The following is a 20,292-nucleotide window of genomic DNA, read 5'->3' as shown; positions in this document are numbered from 1 at the left end:
TAAAGATAGTTAGATACAATGACCCAGCGCAAGCTGGGTTTTTTATTAAGAAGTTATTTAATTTTAGCTTCTTTATAAATCACATGCTTACGAACAACTGGATCGAATTTTTTCATTTCCAATTTTTCAGGCATAGTACGTTTGTTCTTCGTTGTAGTATAGAAGTGACCTGTACCTTCAGAAGAAACCAGTTTAATTTTATCGCGAATACCTTTAGCCATTCTTTAGCTCCTTAGTATTTCTCACCACGGGTGCGAAGCTCAGCAAGAACTGCGTCGATCCCTTGTTTATCGATTATACGCATGCCTTTTGCTGACACACGAAGTTTTACGAAACGTTTCTCAGATTCAACCCAGAAACGGTGAGAGTGCAGGTTTGGCAGAAAGCGGCGTTTAGTTGCATTCATTGCGTGTGAGCGTTTGTTACCACTCATTGGGCGCTTACCAGTAACTTGACAGACTCGTGACATGTCTATTTCTCCAAAAATCTAATCAGCTCGAGCTTTATATCGGGAATGACTGCCTCGTCAGACTTGGAAGCCTATCTCAGCAAATTTTCTTAATATAAAAAAATAACTTAACTTTAGTAAAACTCACTGAAATAGGCTCTTCTTGTCAAACCCGAGATCCTAAAAGGTGGCGTATTATACGCCCTCTAGCGCTTTCACTCAAGCCCAGAACTAATAAAGTTGCTATTTATTAGTCAAAATGTGGCACTAGAGTAGGCCAAGTTCGACAAATGAAAGGCCTTTTTTATGAGTGACGACAAAATGGTCAAGCAATTTTATATCTATCAAACGGCAAGCATTAGCAATTTTTTCGGTGACAATTTTATCCGCTAAACTGGGCTCTGGGTTACCCGAAGGATGATTATGTGCAAGAATAATGGATACTGCATTTACTTTAACCGCCTGCCTTAAAATTTCTCTTGGATGTACTTCTACGCGATTTATGGTGCCTTTAAAAATTTCTTCATAGCAGATAATTTGATTTTGGTTGTTTAAGAATAATACAATGAAAAATTTCTCTATCCTGTCCAAGATAAAAATCGAGTAGATATTTTTTCAAGTGCTTAGGACTTCTCATAATACTTTGATTAATAAGTTGTTGTGTAAAGAATCGTTTAGCGACTTCACCAATCGCTTGTAATTGTGAATACTTACAAACTCCTAATCCCTTGTGCGCTAAAAATTGTTGAGAATCAGCAGTTAATAGTTTGTGCAATGAGCCAAATTCTTTTAATAATTTTTCAGCCAATATTAAAATCGGAAATCCAGGCAATCCTGTGCGAAGAAAAATGGCCAAAAGCTCTTGGTCACTTAATGAAGATGCTCCATAAGCTAAAAGCTTTTCTCTAGGTTGAAGTGCATAATTTATTTCGTCCATATGTTTTTCCTGTCTATTTCCCTGTAGCTTTGACAGGTTACAGCATGCCAAAATATGGGCCAAAATTTTCTAGCGTAGTTGCGTAGCGTTTTGCAAAAAAGTTTTTTTATAGATAAAAATTGATGCTATTCTCACCTAAACTTCAGCTTATGGTAATATCAGTAGACTCATCATTTGAATTTGGATATATATGATGGCAGAACTTACAGGTAAACATATCGTACTTGGCATTAGTGGTGGTATTGCTGCTTATAAAACACCAGAATTAGTTCGTCGTTTGCGTGACCATGGTGCAATTGTACGTGTGGTAATGACGAATGCTGCCAAATCTTTCATTACACCGTTGACGCTACAGGCTGTTTCGGGCTATCCAGTTGCTGATGATTTATTGGATCCTGCCGCAGAGGCTGCAATGGGTCATATTGAATTAGCTAAATGGGCAGATTTAATTATTTTAGCGCCTGCAACTGCAGATTTGCTGGCTCGTATATCCGTTGGTATGGCGAATGATTTATTGACAACGGTCTGTTTAGCTTCAGAGGCAACAATAGCTGTCGTACCGGCAATGAATCAGCAAATGTATCGCGCTAATATTACTCAGCAAAATATTGCAATACTTAAAGAACGACATGTTTTAGTTTGGGGTCCAGATGAAGGTAGTCAAGCTTGTGGTGATGTTGGCCCTGGTCGAATGTTAGAGCCGTTAGCTATTGTTGAATTAGCTAAGAATAGTTTTCAGCATAAGCTAGATATGGTAAACCTGCATTTAGCAATTACTGCGGGGCCAACACAAGAAGAAATTGATCCCGTTCGTTTTGTGACTAATCATAGTTCAGGGAAAATGGGTTTCGCGATAGCACAAGCTGCTGCAAAACGAGGGGCTAATGTAACACTTATTACCGGTCTAGTTAATTTACCAATACCAGCAGGCGTTAAACGTATTAATGTTGTCAGCGCGTTGGAAATGTATAGTCAAGTACATAATATAATTGATAAACAAGATATTTTTATTGGATGTGCCGCAGTTGCTGATTATCGACCAAAAGAGTTTACAAAAGAAAAAATTAAAAATCAGGCAGATGAAATTACTCTGACATTGGTAAAAAATCCTGATATTGTGGCAAGTGTTGGTAAATTGACTAAAAATCGTCCTTATGTCGTTGGATTTGCAGCAGAGACACAAAATGTGGAAGAATATGCCCGTAATAAGCGTATCCAAAAAAATCTGGATCTTATTTGTGCAAATGATGTTTCATTAGTTGATCATGGGTTTAATTCAGAAAGCAATGCCTTGAGTTTATTTTGGGAAGATAAAGAGATACATTTAGCACATAGCCATAAATTAGAGCTTGGTCACCGTTTACTCGATGAGATACTTCAACTTTATGAAGAAAAAAATAGACATTAAAATTCTTGATCCTCGTGTAGGGAATAAATTTCCGTTGCCAACTTACGCGACAGAAGGATCTGCTGGGTTAGATTTACGAGCTTGCTTAGATCAGGCTATTCAATTAGAACCAGGTCAAACTGAGCTATTACCTACAGGATTAGCAGTGCATATTGCAGATCAACAATTAGCTGCAGTTATTCTTCCTCGTTCAGGTTTAGGACATAAACATGGTGTTGTATTAGGAAATTTAGTCGGTTTAATCGATTCTGATTATCAAGGTGAATTGAAGGTTTCAGTCTGGAATCGTGGTGATACAAGTTTTACTATTGAACCTGGTGAGCGTATAGCACAAATGGTTTTTGTACCAATTGTTCAAGTTGAATTTGATCTGGTACAAGATTTTGAAACGACAAAACGAGGTAGTGGTGGTTTTGGTCATTCAGGTCGTCAATGATAATCTTGTTATTTATAAAATATTATAAATTTGTTAAATTTTATGCTTTATAAATGATGAAAGGCAAGGATTGCGTGGTCTGTTTTGTTGTTTTATCAGGGGTCTTGTTTCGCCATGGCAGGAAAAGAGATAACAAAGAAGAAAAACAGACGTGAGGAAATCTTGCAGGTGCTTGCGCAAATGTTGGAAACGAGTGATGGTAGTCAACGCATTACCACAGCTAAGTTGGCAAGTCATGTTGGTGTATCTGAAGCAGCACTTTATCGGCATTTCCCTAGTAAGGGAAAAATGTTTGATAGTCTTATTGAATTTATTGAAAATTCTTTAATTTCACGGATTAATCTGATTCTGCAAGATGAAAAAGATACCATTAGGCGTATTCGGTTGATTTTAATGTTGATACTCGGTTTTGCGGAGAAAAATCCTGGATTGACACGAATAATGACGGCACATGCGTTGATGTTTGAGCAAGTTCATTTACAAGATAGGATTAGCCAATTATTTGAACGTATCGAAGCGCAATTTAGACAGGTTTTAAAGGAAAGAAAAATACGTGATAAGCAAAGTTTTAGTTATGATGAGAGTTTATTAGCATCTCAATTATTAGTGTTTTGTGAGGGCATGCTATCACGTTTTGTACGTTCAGAATTTCGGTATTGCCCAACTAAAGAATTTGATGCACGCTGGCCTATGATCTTGGCGCAGTTGCAATAATTAATTGTACTACTCACTCCGCCTGATATTTGGGCGGAGTTTTTTTATGTTAGTGGGTTAATAAAATTGCTAATTTTTTTATTTGTTAAGAGGGAGTGATACCGTAATTCTCACGATAAGCTTTCATCGTAGCTAAATGGGGTGACATATTCGGATTTTCACTTAGATAATTAATTAAATCATTCAAAGTGATAATAGAAAATACCTTGCATTTGAATTTTTTTTCGATTTCTTGGACGGCGGATAGATTCTTTTCATTTTTCTCCTGACGATCTAAACTTAATATAACAGCACTAAGTTTAGCTTTATGTCGCTTAATTATTTCTGCAGATTCTTTGATTGCAGTTCCTGCTGTAATAACGTCGTCAACGATCACAACGTTTCCTTTTAATGGGCTACCGACTAATTCCCCACCTTCCCCATGTTTTTTAACTTCTTTACGATTAAAACAGTAAGGTTTATCGAAGTGATAATGCTCAGATAGTGCAACTACCATGGTTGTTACGATCGGGATACCTTTATAGGCCGGACCAAAAATAATGTCACAAGTAGGATTATGATCCTGATCCATAAACGCTTGGGCATAAAAATGACCGAGTGCAGCTAAATCTTTTCCTGTATTAAAGAGGCCAGCATTGAAAAAATAGGGGCTCTTACGACCAGATTTCAACGTAAATTGACCAAATTCCAATGCTTTTTTTTTCATAGCGAGTTTAATAAATTCGCGCTGATAACCTTTCATTAAATTTTCCTCTTTAATTTATTCTCACTTCAATTAATCGTTATAAAAAGACCGTTAAACAGATGATTAAAATTTATTGTTCTAATGCTTCTTTTTGGGCGGTAAAAATAATTTGCAAACCATTTTTTGCTAAAGAAAGCAGTGATAGCAGCTCTTCATGACTAAATGGCTCACCTTCGGCAGTACCTTGAATTTCGATCATTTTACCATTATCCATCATGACAACATTCATATCTGTTTCTGCGGCAGAGTCTTCAATATATTCTAGATCGCAAATAGGTTTGCCATCCACTATGCCGACAGAAACCGCAGCAACCATCGATTTAAGTGGGCTTTTTTTCAATTTTCCTTCTGCGACCATTTTATTTAATGCGTCAGTTAAAGCGACACAGGCTCCAGAAATTGCAGCGGTACGAGTCCCTCCATCAGCCTGAATAACATCACAATCTAGTGTAATGGTATATTCACCTAATTGCTTTAAATCAACGGCGGCACGCAGAGAACGGGCAATAAGGCGTTGTATCTCCATGGTGCGACCCGTTTGTTTGCCTTTTGCTGCTTCGCGTATATTACGAGAATTTGTTGCCCGTGGTAGCATACCGTATTCCGCTGTTATCCAACCTTGTGATTGGCCTTTTAAAAAGCGGGGAACGCCTTCTTCGATTGTGGCGTTACATAATACTTTGGTATCACCAAATTCAATCAGAACAGAGCCTTCGGCATGCTTAGTATATTGGCGGGTGATTTTTATAGGGCGCACCTGATTAGCTTCTCTATTCTCTGGACGCATGGTGTTATCTCCGTAGTTAAACAATGTTGGTGGCGCATTATACGTTCTTCGACATTGAATGCCTATCCTATGGTTTCACTCAAGGTTATAATTTAATTTTTATTTATAGGAACGAAATATGATCCATAGTATGACCGCTTTCGCACGACGAGATATAAAAAGTGAATGGGGAAATGCGGCTTGGGAGCTGCGTTCCGTTAACCAACGTTATCTTGAAACTTATATTCGCTTGCCGGAACAATTTAGAAGTTTGGAACCTGTTATTCGTGAGCGTCTACGTGCCAGATTAACCCGAGGGAAAGTAGAGTGTAGTTTACATTTTGAACTTAGTTCACAGCAACAGAGTGAATTAGTGCTGAATGAAGCGTTAGTTAGCCAATTAATTAGAACTGCTAACTGGGTAAAAAAGAGTAGTGGTGAAGGAGAAATTAATCCGTTAGAAATTCTTCGCTGGCCTGGTGTTATGTCGGCTCAAGAGCAGAATTTGGATGTTATTTGTACGCATTTACTTAAAGAATTAGAACTTGCTTTAGATGATTTTATTCTCAATCGGGAAAGCGAAGGGAAGATGCTAAAAATAATGATTGAGCAACGGCTAGATGCTGTTTGTCAGGAAATTCAAGCGGTTCGTCGTCAAATGCCTGAAATTTTAAAATGGCAGCGTGAGCGCTTACAAACAAAATTAGAGGAGGCAGAAATTCAGATAGATAATAATCGATTAGAACAAGAGCTTATCATATTAGCGCAACGTATTGATGTTGCAGAAGAGCTTGATAGGCTGGATGCTCATGTCAAAGAAACATGTAATATTCTTAAAAAACAAGAAGCTGTCGGCCGTCGGTTAGATTTTATGATGCAGGAGTTTAATCGTGAAGCAAATACCTTGGCCTCAAAGTCTATTAATAGCCAAGTGACTAATTCTGCTGTTGAATTAAAAGTATTAATAGAACAAATGCGTGAGCAGATTCAAAACATCGAGTAGATTCTCAAGTAAATTCACTAAATATCATAACTTGCAACTAATACTAATAAGCCAGTGCGAATACTGGCTTTTTTAATTCAACAAGTTTCATATTATATCACCAAAGTCGTACATTATTGGTGTACTTAAAAGGGTACTTAGTTGGTTTTAAGTACACTAATTTAAGGATACGCTCAATAAAATCGATAAAATATGGGAAAACTTAACGACATATAAAAAAGAACATGGATATGAAGTGGAGAACTCTTTGTAAGATGCTCAGACGGTAGTGAGCTATATTTTATTTTCCAAGCTAATAAAAAAATAAACAAGTATTATATATGTCAATTTGAATGTCTAATGGCCCCATCACTCATTTCTTTTCATATAGTTGCACAATACAGATTTTCGACGTACAATTTAAATGTACACTTTAGGAGACATATCATGCGTACATACACTTCCACTCAAGCCCGCGCCAATATCTCAGAAGTGCTGGATGCTGCCACTCATGGTGAACCCGTTGAAATCACCCGCAGGGATGGAAGTTCAGCAGTAGTTATCAGCAAGGCGGAATTCGAGGCATACCAGAATGCTAAGCTGGATGCGGAGTTTGATGTTATTATGCAGCGCCATGGGCATACTGTAGAGGCATTGACAAACCGATGATATGGGTCAGCGCACAGGAAGTTATTGCTTTTCATGACCGTATATTGCAATGGCTTCCCGGCGTTGCTGGTATATTGGATCCTGGCAGAGCGGAAGCTCTTATTTACCGGGTGCAAAATCGTGCACACTATGACGGTGTTACGGATATTTTTGAGTTGGCCGCCACTTACTGGGTTGCTATCGCCAGAGGTCACATTTTTAATGATGGCAATAAGCGTACCGCGTTTTTTGTGACCATGACTTTCCTCTACCGCAACGGTATCAATATCCGAGATAACGACAATACTTTGGAAAATTTAACGGTAGAAGCTGCTACCGGAGAAAAAACTGTTGATCAGTTAGCGCAGCAGTTACGTGAGTTAGTAAATCGTATCGATCCAATTGATTGAATAGTCATTGTTTTTCATGTAATTAATCAAAAATTAGTTTAGTAAAAATATAATCAAATAATATTAGTAGTAAGCCACTATTCAGTACTCAAAATCATACTAGTTTATTAAGTTAAGGTGTTTTTTAAAATTGTTAGCGTGGCTAAATAACGCACTTGTATTGCTATGGTGTTTTTTTAAAAAGATATTGTTAATTAGTGACAGAATATTGAAAAATTCAATCATGATAAGCATCTATCGAAAAAATGTTGCTTATTTAGTACATTTATTTTCATAAAGAATAAGCCATTCATAATGTTTTTATATCGTAAAATTCTTAGATAATTTTAATATGTAGGATGTTCGATATATAACTAAATGAAATTTATAGAGCAATTGAGATATAGATTAAACTGATTTTTAGAATGAAATATGGCTAATTAGTCGATATATTGATTTAATTATAAATAAATTTGTAAGCAAAAGTTTATTTCTTTGTTAAGGTTAATATATTGATATATAAGTAAAAATTAAAGTCTTGCGAAGAAAAAGTGAGGTATTAATGGCAAATTATAATGAAAAAAAGCTATAAAGCCAGCAGAGACATCTTGCTTCTGCTGACTATATGGCTTTATGATATTGAGAAATAAATTTCCCTGGTGTTGACCAACTTGGCAGCCTGACCTTACATGAGCTCGGGCTTTTTTATTATTTTTATATAAATCTAATAGTGACTTTACCCTTTTTTATGCTTCGATTGTAGTTAGACTTAAGTCTAGTTTTGTACTATACTTTTGTCTTAACACGGAAGTTTATTATTTTACTTTTGAGGTGATATTAGATGTCGGAGTTATTTTATGGTAATGATGAAATAGATAACTCAGTAAAAAATTATCTAGATAGAAAATTGGCTGTTTTTGGAGATTTCAAATATGCATATATTATTCTCAATAATAGAGACCCAATGCGCATGTTAATCATCTCAAATTATCCGAGGGAATGGATTGATATATATAAACAAAGGCAATATCAACAAATAGATCCAGTTGTCTTAGCAGCTTTTAGTCGAATTACCCCTTTTTCTTGGAATGAAAAATTTTCTGTTAAGGATTTAAATGGTTTAAGAAAGATTTTTAATATCTCAAAAAATTATAGTGTTATGAATGGTTATACTTTTGTGCTTCATGATTGTAATAACTATCTTGCTATGTTATCGATTTTGATGAATGAAGATGGAGACATCGATATAGAAGAAAAGCTAGAAAAGAGTAAGGGTGACTTGCAAATGCTTTTGCTTACTATTCATGAAAAAATCACCTCCCTATACCGAGAGATGACTCAACAAACCTACTGTATACCAGCAGATGGGAAAGATTTTTTTTCACCGCGTGAAAATGAAATTTTATACTGGGCTAGTATGGGAAAAACATACCAAGAAATTGCAACCATACTAGGTATAAAGTTGGGTACAGTAAAATTTCATATCGGCAATGTTGTGAAAAAATTAGGTGTCATAAATGCTAAGCATGCAATAAGACTTGGTGTCGAATTACAACTCATTAAATCTGTCTCCAAATGATGGATATATTAATGGCCATTGCTTCAATTTATTATTAATAAGGCTGTCATAATGGTTTCTTATTTTTAGGATGAGTTGGTTTTGGCTTCCAGAGTCTGTAGGTAAAAGCATCAAATATACTTTTTCGTGTTTTTCAAATCTCCCTTGTTCGATAATTGAGATATCCCAACCAGAACGCTCTAAAATCTTCAACATAGCACGACTAACGATGGTGAGAATGCCATCATACTGGTATTTTTTTGCGTAATTAAGCATTGCTAAAAATAGTATAGAACAGACGGAATCTTTATTATAATTTCCCTGGCTTGTTCGGTTTTTAGCCACAAAAAAGCGGCTTGATTCAATATAGTTTCCTTTAGGGAGATTGAGATGCTTGAAAAAAGGGGCAAATGTGCCTGTGATCATATTAGGAAATTGCATTTCAATAAATCTAACACTACAGATGATGGTGTTACTTCTTACGCCAAATAGATAGTTAGCTTTGTCATTATCATATTCATCAAACTCCATGCCATTAATACAATTAACTGCCCAGTTAAGGCAATCTTTAAATGTTTCTTTTCTTAGCGTAAATAATTCTTTTGATTTTTTTTCAGTCAAAAGGTTGTAGTTCACATCGAATATTTCTAACATTTTTTCTCCATTATTTCATTTACTCGCAGATCCTATATTTAAAATTACTAAAATATTTCTATCTAGCGATACTATTTTTCGATTTCCACTGTGGGTAATAATGCCTGTTATATTTTGTCTTCTCTATAATTTTTTGTACACTAGTGGTGTTAAGTTTATATATGCGTTTTTATATGTAACTAACTGAATTATAATTAATATTTTAGATGAAGTGCAAATCGGAGGTGTAAATTAATCGGACAGTTTTTAATTAAAAGTTAAAAATTTTTATAGATAAAGTTAGCTATATTAAAAAGAGATAAAAAGCGTTTTATTGATAGCGCTGGTTTAAGAAAAGTAATCTATATATTTATAGTATAAAAAAAATTAAACTATCTATTAAGATAACTGAATTATCCGCTAAATATATAATTTATTAACATAATGATTAGCCATTTTTTTATTTAATTATTCTAATGATAGCATTTGCAATATTTATACTAAATTTTACCTTTATCAAAGAAAGTTAATAATTTAAGCATTTGGTAAAAGTTTTATCGTATAATGTATTAAGCCGAATCAATTCAGCCAGTTATAGCCATAAGCAAAATGCATTAAATTATGGTTTTTATACTTATGGCAATATATTAAATCAGAGGTCACCATGAACAAAAAAGGAATAAAAAAAGTTGGCGTTTTAACCAGTGGTGGTGATGCGCCAGGAATGAATGCCGCTATTCGTAGTGTTGTGCGCATGGGACTTTCTGAAGATTTAGAAGTTTATGGTATCTATGACGGCTATATGGGACTTTATGAAAATCGAATAAAAAAACTCAACCGTTTTAGTGTTTCTGATATTATTAATCGCGGCGGTACTTTCTTAGGCTCTTCCCGTTTTCCTGAATTTCGTGATAGTGAGAAGGTAAGAACCCAAGCTATTGATAATATGAAAAAACATAATATTGATGCCTTGGTTGTCATCGGTGGAGATGGCTCTTATCGTGGCGCAAAGAAGATCACTGAAGCGGGCTTCCCTTGTATAGGTGTACCCGGAACTATTGATAATGATGTTGCCGGTACTGATTATACGATTGGTTATTTTACCGCTTTGGATACTATTGTTGAGGCAATTGATCGTTTACGTGATACCTCAACTTCCCATAAACGTATTTCGATTGTTGAGATAATGGGACGTCATTGTGGTGATTTGACTTTATCCGCTGCTATTGCTGGCGGCTGTGAGTTCGTGGTATTGCCCGAAATACCTTTTGATAAGGAAGAGTTACTGACAGAAATTAAATCTGGCTTAGCAAGAGGTAAACGTCATGCAATTGTTGCCATTACTGAACATATTTATGATGTTAATGAATTGGCAAAATATATTGAAAAAGCAACGGTGCATGAGACACGAGCAACGGTTTTAGGCCATATTCAGCGAGGTGGTAGCCCAGTTGCGAGTGATCGAGTTCTGGCATCCCGTATGGGTGCTTACTCTATTCAGTTACTTTTACATGGGTATGGTGGGCGCTGTGTTGGTATTCAAAATGATAAACTGGTTCATCATGATATTATTGATGCAGTTGAAAATATGCAACGTAAGTTTAAGCAGAATTGGTTAGATACGGCGAAGAAGCTTTATTAACTGGCTTGAGCGGGTTGTAGCTGATAAAGTTTCGATATAAGCCTCATAAATTTATGAGGCTTATATGGTTTTATTGCGTGATGGTTGTATTTTTAGTCAACCATTGAGTTATTCGTTGTTTCTCGTCATCATTGAGCCACATACCTAATTTGGTTCTGCGCCAGATGACATCATCTAACTCTGTAACCCATTCATTTTCGACTAAATAACGTAATTCAGCTTCGTATAAATTGTGGCCAAAAGCTTCACCTAGATCTGATAACGATTGTGCTTGTTTTAAGATCAAATTGCTATTACTACCGTAAGTGCGGGCATATCGCAATGCAATGCCTTCTGGTAACCATGGGTAGCGTTTACGTAATAGTTGGGCATAACCGTCACGATCACAGCCTTCGATATCACCACCAGGTAGCGTTGCTTCTTTAGTCCACGCTTTACCGGCATTAGGATAGTAATGAGCTAATTTATCTATCGCATGTTCTGCAAGTTTACGATAGGTGGTTAATTTACCGCCGAAAACAGATAGTAAAGGTGCTTTTCCTTGTTCATCATGGATGTCGAGGGTGTAATCACGTGTAATAGCTTGAGGTGAATCAGATTCATCATCACATAATGGACGTACCCCAGAGTAAGTCCAGACAATATCTTGCTGTGTTAGCTGTTTTTTGAAATGATCGTTGTAAACTTTTAATAAATAATTGATTTCATTATTATCTATGTGAACATCTTTTGGATCACCTTGATATTCGACATCGGTAGTACCGATAATAGAAAACTCGTCCATCCAAGGTATAACAAAGACAATACGATGATCTTCATTTTGTAAAATATAAGCTTGTGAGCCATCGTGTACACGGGGTACAACAATATGGCTACCTTTAATTAGCCGGATACCGTAGGGAGATTTTAATTGTAACCCTTCATCAAAGAAAGATTTAACCCAAGGTCCTGTTGCGTTTACTAATCCTTTTGCTTGCCAAGTTTCTTTTTTGCCCGTACGTAAGTCTTCTGCTTCTACGACCCACAGCCCATTCTCACGCCAGGCTCTCGTCGTTTTAGTGCGAGTTCGAACTTCACCTTTATGTCTGAGAATTTCTTGTCCATTGAGGACAACTAAGCGTGCATCATCTACCCAACAATCTGAATATTCAAAACCTTTTGTCAATTCTGATTTTAAGACAGAGTTTTTACCAAATTTTAGTCCTTTACTTCCGGGTAGACTGGTACGTTTACCGAGGTGATCATAAAGGAAAAGGCCAGCACGTATCATCCAAGCAGGACGAAGATGAGGTTGATGAGGTAGGCGAAAACGCATAGGGAAAGCGATATGAGGAGCAAGTTTAAGCAAAACTTCACGTTCGGCAAGCGCTTCACTAACTAAACGAAATTCATAATGTTCTAAATAGCGTAATCCACCATGGATTAGTTTGGAACTAGCAGAAGAAGTTGCGCTAGCAAGATCTTGAGCTTCTAATAGTAATACTGATAATCCTCGACCAGCAGCATCAGCGGCAATACCTGCACCATTGATACCACCACCTAGCACAATTAAATCTTTTGTTTTCATGCGTCCCCCAATGTTCGAGATTGCTCAAATATATTCGTTTTCGCTCACTATTTTAATCAAATTAGATTCTAAAGCCAACTATTATTAAGTGAAGAAAAACCATTAAATTGAAGCTATTTATCATTTATTGGAAAAATAGAGCAAAAATAGCAAACTAATTAAGAAAATGAGTATCAATCTGGAGAGAATATTAGCTTATTAAGAAGTATAGCCACAGAATAGAGGAGGAAATAAGAAAAATCTCCTGCAACAAGTGAGCATTAGCATATTTCAAGTGTTACATTATGATGCTCAATCATTTTGTGGATGTTTGCAGGAGGGGCTTTGTCAGTAAAAAGATAATCAATCATCTCCATACTACCTAGGTTAACCATTGCATTACGACCAAATTTTGAGTGATCAGTAACCAGCATAACGCAACGAGAATTTTCAATAATCGCTTTTTTTGTTCGTACTTCATGGTAGTCGAATTCGAGTAATGAACCATCTCCATCGATACCACTAATGCCTAAAATACCATAGTCTAGACGGAATTGAGTTATAAAATCTAAGGTTGCCTCACCAACAATTCCTCCATCACGGCTGCGAACTTCTCCTCCTGCTAAGATCAGACGAAAATCCTCTTTTGCCATAAGTAGGGTTGCAACATTAAGATTATTAGTGACGATCCTTAAATTTTTATGATCCAGCAAAGCATAGGCGACAGCTTCTGGTGTAGTGCCGATATCAATAAATAGTGTAGCTCCATTAGGGATTTGGCGGGCAACATGTTGAGCAATCCGTTCTTTTTCGCTCGACCACATCATCTTGCGATCGTGGTAAGCAGTATTAACAGAACTTGAAGGAAGCGCGGCACCTCCGTGATGGCGCTGAATTTTATTTTTTTCCGCCAGTTCATTGAGATCACGACGGATAGTTTGTGGGCTGACATTGAAATATTCAACTAACTTTTCAGTGCTTACATAGCCTTGAATACGGGCAAGTTCGATAATAGTATCATGGCGTTGAGCTTGCTTCACAAAAACCTCAAGTATCACTATATGTATTGGTCATGTTTGGTATTATTTGGTTTATGTCTATTATCCCATAATCCCATTAATAAACCGATAATTAACCCGGCAGTGTGTGCCGTGTTAGCTATTTTCATGCCAAAAATATCAAAGTAACCAAGAAATAACCATAAAACAGCAAATATCATTAACCCTCTTGGAATAGAAATCCCTTTTTCTGGGTGACGTTCACCGGTTAACCAAACGTAGCCAATCAGCGAAAAAACTACGCCGGAAAGACCACCAAAAGCAGAGCCGCTAAAGAGCGATTGCCCCCAATTACTAAAAAGAGCTGATACAATAGCAATGACAAATAGTTTACCTGTACCCAATTGACGTTCTACCTGACTACCTAAATACCACCACCACATTAAATTAAATAAAATGTGCATCAACGAAAAGTGAAGTAGGGCGGGGGTGAATATTCGCCATATTTCAGTGTACTGAGTACTTGATGGCCAGGCAAGATAAGCCATTACGGCGTCATTACCGGAAATTAGCATCCAAATATAAATAAAAATAGCTAAAAAGAAAACGATGATGGTTAGTGGCCCAGATTGTTTTTTTAAATAATCAACAGTGAGATAATTACGGTAGCCAAATTTTTTATCAATATGTCCCGTTTGCCAACTTGCTGCCTGATAACGTGAATTAAGAGGATCTTGCATAAACAGCTTCAGTTCTTGCTGCACTTGATCGAACTTATTTTCATCATGTAGCCAGAGATCAAAAAATTTTCCCTGTGGTTCTGCGCGCATTTTGATAACAATGTTTTGCATCGCCATATAATCAATAAATGCTTGTGCTAATCTAGGATTTGCTATAGAAATTAAATGAATCATAACCAGTTATATCGCTTACGAGAGTGAGTTGATGGTGTGTGGGTATTCTCTCAACCATGCTTCAAAACTACCGTTTATGCTATAAACAGTTTCGAAGCCCATATTAACTAAATATTGTGCTGCGCCTTGGCTACTATGGCCATGGTAACACATTATCATTACCGGCGAGTCAAAGTCTGTTTGCTTAATAAAGTTATTTAAGGTCTCATTCGTGAGATGGTAAGCGCCTTTAATATGCGCTGAATGAAAACTTTGTGGATCACGAATGTCGACCATGATGATGTCACCTGTTTGCCAAAGTTTATAGGCTTGTTCAACTGTAATGAATTGAAAATTATCCATAGTAATCTGCACAATATTATTTTACATTCGGAAAAACAAGATACTCTCTGTACTTTTAAAGAGTATCCATCATTGGCAAAAATGAGTAATTATTTTAATAATAAGAGTGATCACCACGCTGGTGTCCAGTTAAATCTTTTACTCCTTTTAATTCGTCTGGGAACATATTTAGCAATTGTTTTTCAATACCTTCTTTTAAGGTAATATCGACCATTGAACAGCCATTACATCCTCCACCGAATTGTAGAATTGCATATCCATCGTCAGTGATTTCCATCAATGAAACCCGTCCTCCATGGCCTGCTAATTGTGGGTTAATTTGTGATTGAATAACATATTCAACTCGTTCAATCAGTGGAGCATCGTCAGCCACTTTTCGCATTTTAGCATTAGGCGCTTTTAGGGTAAGTTGAGAGCCTAATTGATCCGTTACGAAATCGATTTCGGCCTCTTGCAGAAAAGGTGCGCTAATTTCATCAATATAAGCTGAAAGTTTATCAAATTTAAGTTCAATATCCGTCGCTTCGATAGCATCAGGAGGACAATAAGAGACCCCACATTCTGCAGAAGGTGTGCCAGGATTAATGACAAATACGCGAATTTGTGTACCAGGTTCTTGATTTGCCAATAGTTTGGCAAAATGAGCTTGTGCTGCTTCAGTAATATTAATCATAATCGATGCTCAAGTTTATCATTTTAGTATGTTTATCATACGCTCTTTTCCTTACTTTCTACAAGGTTCTGCATATTGCCCAGGCTTGAACTGAGTTTGCTCCAGCACTAATCAGCAACTTAGCAACTTCATTCATTGTTGTTCCTGTTGTAATGGCATCGTCAAATACGGCAATATGGCAATCTTGAAACGATTTTTTTTACCCTAAAAGCTTTACTAAGATTTTGGGTACGTTTTTTAGCAGAAAGTTTAGTTTGCGGTAGTGTAGCACGAGTGTGAATAATTGAATTAGTTTGAAATTGGCATCCTAACCAATAAGCTAATTGAGTTGCTATTAAACTGGCTTGATTAAATCCACGTTACCAATGTTTACCATGATGAAGAGGGATCGCTATTATGATATCTGGTTTGCGCCAGCGTTGTTGGCGATATCCTTGTTGCCAATAGAGTAGAAATAAGCGTGCAAGGATAAAGGCGATTTGCGTTATTTTTTCATATTTGTACTGCTGTATTAGCTTGCTTAATGGTGGTATATAGGGAGTAATGGCGACAAGATTGTGCCAATAGGGTGGAGTTTGTAAGCAGCGACCGTAAGCAAGGGTGAATTGTTCAACGGGTAAAGCACAGCGATGACAAACTTGTTTTAGATAAGGCAAATGTTTTAAACAGTAGTGAAAAATGCCATGAAAGCGATATTTTAGTGTTTGGTGGCATAGCCAACAATACCCAGCCATTGTTAACATAATGATGTCCTTTTTTATACCTGTAAAGCGAGAATAACTATGACGACACTGTTTTGGCAGCAGTTGGGTAAAGGAAAACAAGATATTGTGCTATTGCACGGATGGGGATTGAATGCAGAAGTTTGGCGCACTATTGAAGTGGAATGTGGTTCTCATTTTTGTCTCCATATAGTTGACTTACCTGGCTATGGTCGTAGTAATCTTTTTCCACCGATGTCGCTACAACAAATGGCAGAGGTAATTTGGCAGAAAGCGCCCAAGCAGGCTATTTGGTTAGGTTGGTCGTTAGGCGGACTGATTGCTAGTATGATCTCACTTAACCATCAAGCTGAAATAGCAGGTTTAATAACAGTGGCTTCATCGCCCTGTTTTGAACAACAAGAAAATTGGCCAGGCATTAAACCTACGGTACTTAAGGGGTTTGAACAACAATTACAGGTTGATTTTCATCGTACAGTAGAACGTTTTCTTGTATTGCAAACATTGGGCACTAAAACAGCTAATGGCGATATACGATTATTAAAATCGGTGATACTAGAGCAGCCGTTACCCTCTGTTGCCGTGTTAAACGCAGGTTTGGAAATTTTGCGAACAACTGATTTACGGCAATCTTTATTAACCTTAAATAAACCTTTTTTGCGTATTTATGGTGGCCTTGATAGCTTAGTACCCAAAAAAATAGTACCAATGCTGGATAAATGGTTACCAAATTCGCCTTCGGTGGTAATAAAACATGCCGCCCATGCCCCTTTTATTTCTCATCCTAATCAGTTTATTCAATTGTTAGTCGATTTTTTGGGTCAATTGGAGAAATGAACATGGGGAGTCAGAATAAAAGCAAAAATATTCTTTATGCTAATCGAGTAAGCGATAATTTTAATAAATTATCGCTTACTTGCATAAATTAGAGAGAAGTAACTTGATAAATTTTTAGGTTACACTTTTTTATTTCGGGACATTGCTTACAACTATGGCCCGTTAAACAGGATGATTGATCAATTTGTTCTAATTTTCCCATGGCCGCTAATTTATCTAACATAGCCTCAATCATAGGTAATGAAGCAGAGAATTTCTGACTAATTTGGTAAGCATCCGTTCTGCCATACAGCGCAACCATATCTCTGACTTGCAATAAACTGATCATCTCATTACCTCTAGTGGCATGAACTACTTTGGCTGTGGTTACATTTATGGACATTATGATGGAGTTTTAGTGTTATGCGTTTACGTGAATGGCGCAACAATGCGATTAACAGTAAGTTAAACACGACGAGCATCCCAATAACCCACGCGCTATATTGTGGATGTTGTGAGAAAGTGGCTATTTGGTAGAACAAGGCAGAAACCGAATAAGCAACATTCAAGCCCCATAGAATAGAAAATGTCATCCAGTTTTGATTCGTTTCACGGGCAATGGCTCCTAATACAGAAATGCAAGGCACATAAAGTAGAACAAAGATTAGATAGCTATAGGCTGATAAAGACGAGCCGAATCGTGCTGCCATAGCGTCCATTGTACTGCTATCCATATCACCATCACCTTTACTGGCTTCAATAGGATTGGATAAGACACTTAAACTGAATGTTTCTTTTAGACTATCCCAAGTTTCATTAACTGCATCTTCTAATTCATCTAACAGATTAAATTGCTCGGCATTAAAAGGTGTTTGAGTAATATTTTCGGCGGTGTACAGTGTATTCAATGTGCCGACAACTACTTCTTTAGCTAACGCGCCCGTAATAAGTCCAACGGTTGCTTGCCAATTATCATCATTGATACCGATAGGTTTCAGTAACGGGGTAACGGTTTTACTTACTGACGCTAATGCTGATTGGTTAATATTATCAACGATTTTACCGGACAAAGAAAAACTATTAAGTGCCCCGATAATCATACTGGCAATAATAATCACTTTTCCCGCTCTTAAGACAAAGCCTTTCAATCTTTGCCAGGTCTGTAATAGTAATGTTTTTAAGTGTGGTACATGGTAAACCGGTAATTCCATGATAAAAGGGGAAGATGCGCCCCGTGCAACAGTATATTTCAATAACAACCCGGTTAGGATGGCAATGACAATACCTAATAAATAAAGAGAAAAAACAATACTTGCGTCATTTTTGCCAAAAAAAGCGGCCGCAAAGACAGCAAAAATAGCCAGCCTGGCGCCACAAGACATAAAAGGCGCCATTAAAACGGTGATTAATCGTTCACGAGGAGTATCTAGTGTTCGTGCACCCATAATAGCAGGCACATTACAGCCAAAACCGACAATCAAAGGAACAAAAGATTTACCAGGCAGACCTAGTGCTTGCATCAGTCTATCCATGACAAATACTGCGCGTGCCATATAACCTGAGTCTTCCAATACAGAAAGGAATAAATACATTAACCCAATTTGGGGAATTAATGGCAAAACAGTGTTGATACCACCACCTAACCCTTGGGCAATGAAAACCGTCAACCATTGTGGAAAGTTAAAAGTATGGCCAATCCATTGAATTCCATGGATGAAAATGGCTTCTGAGCCACCGTCAAAGAACGGTTGTAATGCACCACCAATATTGATAGCAAGTATGAACATCAAATACATGATAAAAAGAAATATCGGCACCCCAAACCAGCGATTAAGTACTATGTTATCAATAAATTGCGTTAAGGCATTCGGTTTTGCCGTTTCAGTATTAATAACTGCTTCGCAAAGGGTGGCAATAGTTTGATAGCGTGCATCAGCGATGATGAGCTCAGGCTCTTCTTGTTGTTGAGATTGTAAATGGGTTCTAATTTTATCTAATTTATCAGTGGAAATAGCGGCACGCTCCAGGCTATATATATCACCTTCTAAGATTTGTAGTGCTAGCCAACGGCGCTGTTGATGATTGAATTTATTATGGTCGATAATTTGAGTTAAATTTTCCACTTCGGTGAGCAAAAAATCGGGATAGCGGATGAGGATTGAAATAAGATTATTACTATGTTTATCAATCGCTTGTTTTAATTTGCTAATACCTTTTGCGCGAGTCGAAACTAGAGGGATAACAGGGCAGCCCAGGCGTGTTTGAAGTTCATCAATATTAATATGAATATTTTGGTTTTCGGCAATATCCAACATATTAAGCGCGACGATACAAGGCACACCTAATTCAATAAGTTGTAATGTTAGATAAAGATTACGCTCGAGGTTAGCGGCATCGATAACATTTATCAACATATCCGCTTCGCCACTTAGGATGAAATGACAGGCAATTTGCTCATCGAGTGAGGTCTGTTCTGAAATAGTGGTTAGTGAATAGGTGCCAGGCAGGTCAACTAATTCAATATCATATTCCGAGGTTGCAAAGCGACCAGCCTTTCGCTCAACAGTGACACCAGACCAGTTGCCAACACGTTGGCGAGCGCCTGTTAATTGATTAAAGAGTGTCGTTTTACCGGCGTTAGGGTTGCCAATAAGGCCAATAGTTAATGGTTTCATAGTTTTGGTTCAGATGAGTAATAAGCAATAGGCTATTTAGTTATCATAAAAATATTTTTATACCGCTTGGTTGCCGGCATCGTCCAAATTTAATAACGCAAGATCTTTTTTTCTTAAGATCAAATTCATACGGCGAGTTTCGATTTGAATAGGATCACCAAGCGGCGCTATACGAATAACGTTAAAAAAAGATCCAGGTAACATACCTAAAGAAAGTAACTTTTGGCGGTAAGCTGGATTTATTTCTGCTGAAAATCCGACAATTTTGTATCGATGATTAGGAAGAATTGACATAGACAC

At 37.0% G+C, this 20,292-nt stretch carries 23 protein-coding genes and 1 pseudogene; 9 read left to right on the top strand and 15 right to left on the bottom strand.

What is annotated here, in order from left to right; all coding sequences use genetic code 11:
• Positions 1–53: 53 nt before the first annotated feature.
• From rpmG to radC, 3 genes and pseudogenes are all read right to left on the bottom strand, one after another.
• Entirely contained in the window at positions 54–221 is a 168-nt protein-coding gene (gene rpmG / locus AC01GB_RS06170) for a 50S ribosomal protein L33 (protein ID WP_026821921.1), read from the bottom strand.
• An 11-nt stretch (positions 222–232) separates the two neighbouring features.
• The gene (gene rpmB, locus AC01GB_RS06165) at positions 233–469 is read right to left on the bottom strand and encodes a 50S ribosomal protein L28 (protein WP_032115801.1); all 237 of its coding nucleotides are present in this window, start codon (positions 467–469) and stop codon (positions 233–235) included.
• Positions 470–715: 246 nt separating this feature from the next.
• Positions 716–1,385: pseudogene (gene radC, locus AC01GB_RS06160) on the bottom strand (RadC family protein).
• A gap of 193 nt (positions 1,386–1,578) precedes the next feature.
• Here radC and coaBC point away from each other — a divergent pair.
• From coaBC to slmA, 3 genes are all read left to right on the top strand, one after another.
• Positions 1,579–2,793 (top strand): bifunctional phosphopantothenoylcysteine decarboxylase/phosphopantothenate--cysteine ligase CoaBC, encoded by a 1,215-nt coding sequence (gene coaBC / locus AC01GB_RS06155; protein WP_474452334.1) that lies wholly within the window; start codon positions 1,579–1,581, stop codon positions 2,791–2,793.
• Entirely contained in the window at positions 2,771–3,229 is a 459-nt protein-coding gene (gene dut, locus AC01GB_RS06150) for a dUTP diphosphatase (RefSeq protein ID WP_032115804.1), read from the top strand. Before coaBC ends, dut begins: the two co-directional genes overlap by 23 nt.
• A gap of 114 nt (positions 3,230–3,343) precedes the next feature.
• Positions 3,344–3,943 carry a nucleoid occlusion factor SlmA gene (slmA, locus tag AC01GB_RS06145; protein ID WP_474451046.1) on the top strand — a complete coding sequence of 200 codons (600 nt, stop codon included), beginning with the start codon at positions 3,344–3,346 and terminating at the stop codon, positions 3,941–3,943.
• 85 nt (positions 3,944–4,028) lie between these two features.
• Here slmA and pyrE read toward each other — a convergent pair whose 3' ends face one another.
• A complete protein-coding gene (pyrE, locus tag AC01GB_RS06140) occupies positions 4,029–4,685 on the bottom strand; it encodes an orotate phosphoribosyltransferase (protein WP_474451045.1) in 657 nt (218 codons plus the stop codon).
• Between the two features lie 73 nt (positions 4,686–4,758).
• Positions 4,759–5,475 (bottom strand): ribonuclease PH, encoded by a 717-nt coding sequence (gene rph / locus AC01GB_RS06135; protein ID WP_310512047.1) that lies wholly within the window; start codon positions 5,473–5,475, stop codon positions 4,759–4,761.
• Between the two features lie 118 nt (positions 5,476–5,593).
• Here rph and AC01GB_RS06130 point away from each other — a divergent pair, with 118 nt between their 5' ends.
• The 4 genes from AC01GB_RS06130 (at position 5,594) to AC01GB_RS06115 (ending at position 9,052) form a co-directional block, all read left to right on the top strand.
• Positions 5,594–6,457 carry a YicC/YloC family endoribonuclease gene (locus AC01GB_RS06130; RefSeq protein ID WP_474451044.1) on the top strand — a complete coding sequence of 288 codons (864 nt, stop codon included), beginning with the start codon at positions 5,594–5,596 and terminating at the stop codon, positions 6,455–6,457.
• 426 nt (positions 6,458–6,883) lie between these two features.
• Positions 6,884–7,105: a type II toxin-antitoxin system Phd/YefM family antitoxin gene (locus AC01GB_RS06125; RefSeq protein WP_310511028.1), complete on the top strand. Its 222-nt coding sequence runs from the start codon at positions 6,884–6,886 to the stop codon at positions 7,103–7,105.
• Positions 7,102–7,494: a type II toxin-antitoxin system death-on-curing family toxin gene (locus AC01GB_RS06120; protein ID WP_474451043.1), complete on the top strand. Its 393-nt coding sequence runs from the start codon at positions 7,102–7,104 to the stop codon at positions 7,492–7,494. Before AC01GB_RS06125 ends, AC01GB_RS06120 begins: the two co-directional genes overlap by 4 nt.
• An 820-nt stretch (positions 7,495–8,314) precedes the next feature.
• Complete coding sequence (locus AC01GB_RS06115; protein ID WP_474451042.1) at positions 8,315–9,052, top strand: helix-turn-helix transcriptional regulator; 738 nt, start codon at positions 8,315–8,317, stop codon at positions 9,050–9,052.
• Here AC01GB_RS06115 and AC01GB_RS06110 read toward each other — a convergent pair.
• Positions 9,023–9,685 carry an acyl-homoserine-lactone synthase gene (locus AC01GB_RS06110; protein WP_474451040.1) on the bottom strand — a complete coding sequence of 221 codons (663 nt, stop codon included), beginning with the start codon at positions 9,683–9,685 and terminating at the stop codon, positions 9,023–9,025. The two genes, AC01GB_RS06115 and AC01GB_RS06110, sit on opposite strands and share 30 nt — an antisense overlap.
• A 643-nt stretch (positions 9,686–10,328) precedes the next feature.
• Between AC01GB_RS06110 and pfkA the strand changes: the two genes are divergently transcribed.
• A complete protein-coding gene (gene pfkA / locus AC01GB_RS06105) occupies positions 10,329–11,306 on the top strand; it encodes a 6-phosphofructokinase (RefSeq protein ID WP_474451039.1) in 978 nt (325 codons plus the stop codon).
• A 70-nt stretch (positions 11,307–11,376) separates the two neighbouring features.
• On the opposite strand, the gene glpD is transcribed toward pfkA, so the two are convergent.
• From glpD to AC01GB_RS06075, 6 genes are all read right to left on the bottom strand, one after another.
• A complete protein-coding gene (glpD, locus tag AC01GB_RS06100; protein WP_474451037.1) occupies positions 11,377–12,873 on the bottom strand; it encodes a glycerol-3-phosphate dehydrogenase in 1,497 nt (498 codons plus the stop codon).
• Positions 12,874–13,133: 260 nt separating this feature from the next.
• Positions 13,134–13,892: a DeoR/GlpR family transcriptional regulator gene (locus tag AC01GB_RS06095; RefSeq protein WP_474451035.1), complete on the bottom strand. Its 759-nt coding sequence runs from the start codon at positions 13,890–13,892 to the stop codon at positions 13,134–13,136.
• A gap of 17 nt (positions 13,893–13,909) precedes the next feature.
• Positions 13,910–14,764, bottom strand: coding sequence for a rhomboid family intramembrane serine protease GlpG (glpG, locus tag AC01GB_RS06090; protein WP_474451034.1), 855 nt, complete (start codon positions 14,762–14,764; stop codon positions 13,910–13,912).
• Positions 14,765–14,779: 15 nt separating this feature from the next.
• Positions 14,780–15,106 (bottom strand): thiosulfate sulfurtransferase GlpE, encoded by a 327-nt coding sequence (glpE, locus tag AC01GB_RS06085; protein ID WP_474451033.1) that lies wholly within the window; start codon positions 15,104–15,106, stop codon positions 14,780–14,782.
• 94 nt (positions 15,107–15,200) lie between these two features.
• On the bottom strand, positions 15,201–15,779 hold the full coding sequence (nfuA, locus tag AC01GB_RS06080; RefSeq protein ID WP_474451032.1) for a Fe-S biogenesis protein NfuA: 579 nt from the start codon (positions 15,777–15,779) through the stop codon (positions 15,201–15,203).
• Positions 15,780–16,138: 359 nt separating this feature from the next.
• Positions 16,139–16,522 carry a hypothetical protein gene (locus AC01GB_RS06075; protein WP_474451031.1) on the bottom strand — a complete coding sequence of 128 codons (384 nt, stop codon included), beginning with the start codon at positions 16,520–16,522 and terminating at the stop codon, positions 16,139–16,141.
• Positions 16,523–16,561: 39 nt separating this feature from the next.
• On the opposite strand from AC01GB_RS06075, the gene bioH reads away from it, so the two are divergent.
• The gene (gene bioH / locus AC01GB_RS06070) at positions 16,562–17,338 is read left to right on the top strand and encodes a pimeloyl-ACP methyl ester esterase BioH (RefSeq protein WP_474451030.1); all 777 of its coding nucleotides are present in this window, start codon (positions 16,562–16,564) and stop codon (positions 17,336–17,338) included.
• Positions 17,339–17,426: 88 nt separating this feature from the next.
• Here bioH and AC01GB_RS06065 read toward each other — a convergent pair whose 3' ends face one another.
• From AC01GB_RS06065 to feoA, 3 genes are read right to left on the bottom strand one after another with little or no spacing between them, the layout of a single operon-like run.
• On the bottom strand, positions 17,427–17,666 hold the full coding sequence (locus tag AC01GB_RS06065) for a FeoC-like transcriptional regulator (RefSeq protein ID WP_129109083.1): 240 nt from the start codon (positions 17,664–17,666) through the stop codon (positions 17,427–17,429).
• Between the two features lie 10 nt (positions 17,667–17,676).
• Entirely contained in the window at positions 17,677–19,992 is a 2,316-nt protein-coding gene (gene feoB / locus AC01GB_RS06060; RefSeq protein WP_474451029.1) for a Fe(2+) transporter permease subunit FeoB, read from the bottom strand.
• Positions 19,993–20,049: 57 nt separating this feature from the next.
• Positions 20,050–20,286, bottom strand: a complete 237-nt coding sequence (gene feoA / locus AC01GB_RS06055) for a ferrous iron transporter A (protein WP_032115822.1) — start codon at positions 20,284–20,286, stop codon at positions 20,050–20,052.
• Positions 20,287–20,292: the final 6 nt, after the last annotated feature.

It is taken from the genome of Candidatus Arsenophonus phytopathogenicus (genome assembly GCF_056113345.1).
The sequence above is the reverse complement of the archived record's forward strand: the minus strand, read 5'-3'. Positions and strand labels throughout refer to the sequence as shown.

What these genes read in the sequence shown, in the direction of transcription:
- glpE (WP_474451033.1), bottom strand. Translation starts at nt 15,106, where the DNA reads ATGGATAATTTTCAATTCATTACAGTTGAACAAGCCTATAAACTTTGG.
- rpmG (WP_026821921.1), bottom strand. Translation starts at nt 221, where the DNA reads ATGGCTAAAGGTATTCGCGATAAAATTAAACTGGTTTCTTCTGAAGGT.
- feoA (WP_032115822.1), bottom strand. Translation starts at nt 20,286, where the DNA reads ATGTCAATTCTTCCTAATCATCGATACAAAATTGTCGGATTTTCAGCA.
- AC01GB_RS06120 (WP_474451043.1), top strand. Translation starts at nt 7,102, where the DNA reads ATGATATGGGTCAGCGCACAGGAAGTTATTGCTTTTCATGACCGTATA.
- AC01GB_RS06125 (WP_310511028.1), top strand. Translation starts at nt 6,884, where the DNA reads ATGCGTACATACACTTCCACTCAAGCCCGCGCCAATATCTCAGAAGTG.
- slmA (WP_474451046.1), top strand. Translation starts at nt 3,344, where the DNA reads ATGGCAGGAAAAGAGATAACAAAGAAGAAAAACAGACGTGAGGAAATC.
- rpmB (WP_032115801.1), bottom strand. Translation starts at nt 469, where the DNA reads ATGTCACGAGTCTGTCAAGTTACTGGTAAGCGCCCAATGAGTGGTAAC.
- glpG (WP_474451034.1), bottom strand. Translation starts at nt 14,764, where the DNA reads ATGATTCATTTAATTTCTATAGCAAATCCTAGATTAGCACAAGCATTT.
- AC01GB_RS06075 (WP_474451031.1), bottom strand. Translation starts at nt 16,522, where the DNA reads ATGTTAACAATGGCTGGGTATTGTTGGCTATGCCACCAAACACTAAAA.
- AC01GB_RS06065 (WP_129109083.1), bottom strand. Translation starts at nt 17,666, where the DNA reads ATGATCAGTTTATTGCAAGTCAGAGATATGGTTGCGCTGTATGGCAGA.
- AC01GB_RS06130 (WP_474451044.1), top strand. Translation starts at nt 5,594, where the DNA reads ATGATCCATAGTATGACCGCTTTCGCACGACGAGATATAAAAAGTGAA.
- AC01GB_RS06115 (WP_474451042.1), top strand. Translation starts at nt 8,315, where the DNA reads ATGTCGGAGTTATTTTATGGTAATGATGAAATAGATAACTCAGTAAAA.
- bioH (WP_474451030.1), top strand. Translation starts at nt 16,562, where the DNA reads ATGACGACACTGTTTTGGCAGCAGTTGGGTAAAGGAAAACAAGATATT.
- rph (WP_310512047.1), bottom strand. Translation starts at nt 5,475, where the DNA reads ATGCGTCCAGAGAATAGAGAAGCTAATCAGGTGCGCCCTATAAAAATC.
- pfkA (WP_474451039.1), top strand. Translation starts at nt 10,329, where the DNA reads ATGAACAAAAAAGGAATAAAAAAAGTTGGCGTTTTAACCAGTGGTGGT.
- feoB (WP_474451029.1), bottom strand. Translation starts at nt 19,992, where the DNA reads ATGAAACCATTAACTATTGGCCTTATTGGCAACCCTAACGCCGGTAAA.
- coaBC (WP_474452334.1), top strand. Translation starts at nt 1,579, where the DNA reads ATGGCAGAACTTACAGGTAAACATATCGTACTTGGCATTAGTGGTGGT.
- pyrE (WP_474451045.1), bottom strand. Translation starts at nt 4,685, where the DNA reads ATGAAAGGTTATCAGCGCGAATTTATTAAACTCGCTATGAAAAAAAAA.
- dut (WP_032115804.1), top strand. Translation starts at nt 2,771, where the DNA reads ATGAAGAAAAAAATAGACATTAAAATTCTTGATCCTCGTGTAGGGAAT.
- AC01GB_RS06110 (WP_474451040.1), bottom strand. Translation starts at nt 9,685, where the DNA reads ATGTTAGAAATATTCGATGTGAACTACAACCTTTTGACTGAAAAAAAA.
- glpD (WP_474451037.1), bottom strand. Translation starts at nt 12,873, where the DNA reads ATGAAAACAAAAGATTTAATTGTGCTAGGTGGTGGTATCAATGGTGCA.
- nfuA (WP_474451032.1), bottom strand. Translation starts at nt 15,779, where the DNA reads ATGATTAATATTACTGAAGCAGCACAAGCTCATTTTGCCAAACTATTG.